We start from the raw sequence: 1695 nt of genomic DNA, 5'->3' as shown, positions 1-1695 counted from the left end.
CCTTCTTGATAACTTCAAATGGAATCTTTTCTGCTCTTGTGATGAGTTCCGGTTTGGTTTCAACATTGGCAGCTAGTTCATTTTCATCAAGGCTTCCTGAGTGGGTTGCTGCTGGTTTGAGGCCTAGGTGGGCTGCCTTGAGTTTGGCTACGAGAGCGTCTAACTCGGCTTGTTTGTTACGGTTGAGGTTGTAGTTGAGAGCTTCTTTCGTTGCATTTAGGGCCTCCAAGCTTTCCTTGCTGTATCCATCCAAGTTTGCAGGGATTTGAGCAAGTTCCTCACGGAGGGCATTGTAGTTAGCGCGGAAGTAGTCTTTATTATTGTCTGCAAAGGCAGTCATGAGTTCAAAGATTTCTTCTTCCTTGTACTCAGCACTTGGTCTGTCTGCCCAGATAGCAAGCATGCTTCCGACGGTTGGAAGGTCTACCTCAGGATATTTGGTAGATGCAAGCTGGTTAAATGGTGTTTTTTTAGTATTTTCAATTGCTTTTTTGAGGAAACCACCACCATCTTCAGGTTTCTGGCCGAGAATGTAGTACCAGTCTCCGTTGGTGTTAAGGAATTTGTAGCCTTTGCTTGCCAGGTACTGAGGAGATGCAAGGTTGTAACCCCACCATCCCTTAGACCAGTAAGAGATGATGACATCCTTGTCAAACTCAACATCATCCTTGTCCTCGTAGTAGAAACCATCGTTGAAGGCCATTGGTTGAAGGCCTCTTTCTTTGGCCATAGCAGCAAGAGTGTTAGAGTACTCAGCAAACTTGCCATAGAGTCCATACCATTTGAGGTAGTACCAGCCTTGCGCGTTGGTAGCATCATTGGCATATTCGTCTGTACCGTAGTTGAAGATCTTAGTTTTGCCTGCAAAGAAGTCCATGTACTTGCCGATGAGGGCTTTGACAAAGTTAATCGCCTCTTCGTTTTCAAGGTCCATGGTTGTTTTGGATACCTTGTCAAAGTTGGCTTGAGGATTCTTGATTCCAAGTTTTTCCATAGCGACGAGCATGGCATCCATGTGACCTGGGCTGTTGATCGCTGGGATGAGTCCGAGGCCTTTTGATTTTGCGTACTCGATCAATTCAGTGATTTCAGCTTGACTAAGAGTGGTTCCGTTTGGATCATCGTAGTAAGCTTTTGTTCCTTCGATGATGGCCTTTTTGACGTCGTCACTTGCATAAGTTTTTCCGTTAGCAGCGATAGTCATATCATCAAGTAGGAAGCGAAGTCCATCATTTCCTAGGAGAAGATGCACATCAGAGTAGCCGAGTTCGCTCGCCTTGTCTACGATGCGTTTGAGTTGATCGAGCGTGAAGTACTTACGCCCAGCATCGATAGAGATTACCTTGTTCTTGGCAAGTTTTTCAACTTCGCGTTTCGCGTCTTCTTCTTTTTGAGCTTCTGGTGTGAAGGTCAAATTGCTGACAGCTTCTTGGAGTTTCGCGATTGCTTGGTCAATGGTGTCTTGTTGGGCACGGCTGAGGTTGCTATCAAGTGAGCGAATGGCTTTTTCAGCTTCTTTTACAGCTGCGACACTTTCTGCAGTATAGCGATTAAGGTCTGTTGGTACTTCTTTCAGAGCTTGCTCAGCAGACTCATAATCAGCTGCGAAGTATTCAGCATTGGCATTTGCGAAGCTACGCATGAGTTTGAAGAGGCGTGATGGTGAATAGCGTGCAGATGGGGTATCCGCCCAAG

General features: G+C 45.8%; 1 protein-coding gene. It reads right to left on the bottom strand.

Going from position 1 to position 1695, the window contains the following annotated elements; genetic code table 11:
• A partial coding sequence (locus tag GMD4S_RS08590; protein WP_000326465.1) for a family 20 glycosylhydrolase occupies positions 1-1695 on the bottom strand: 1695 nt, incomplete at both ends.

It is taken from the genome of Streptococcus sp. GMD4S (assembly GCF_000296955.1).
The sequence above is the reverse complement of the archived record's forward strand: the minus strand, read 5'-3'. Positions and strand labels throughout refer to the sequence as shown.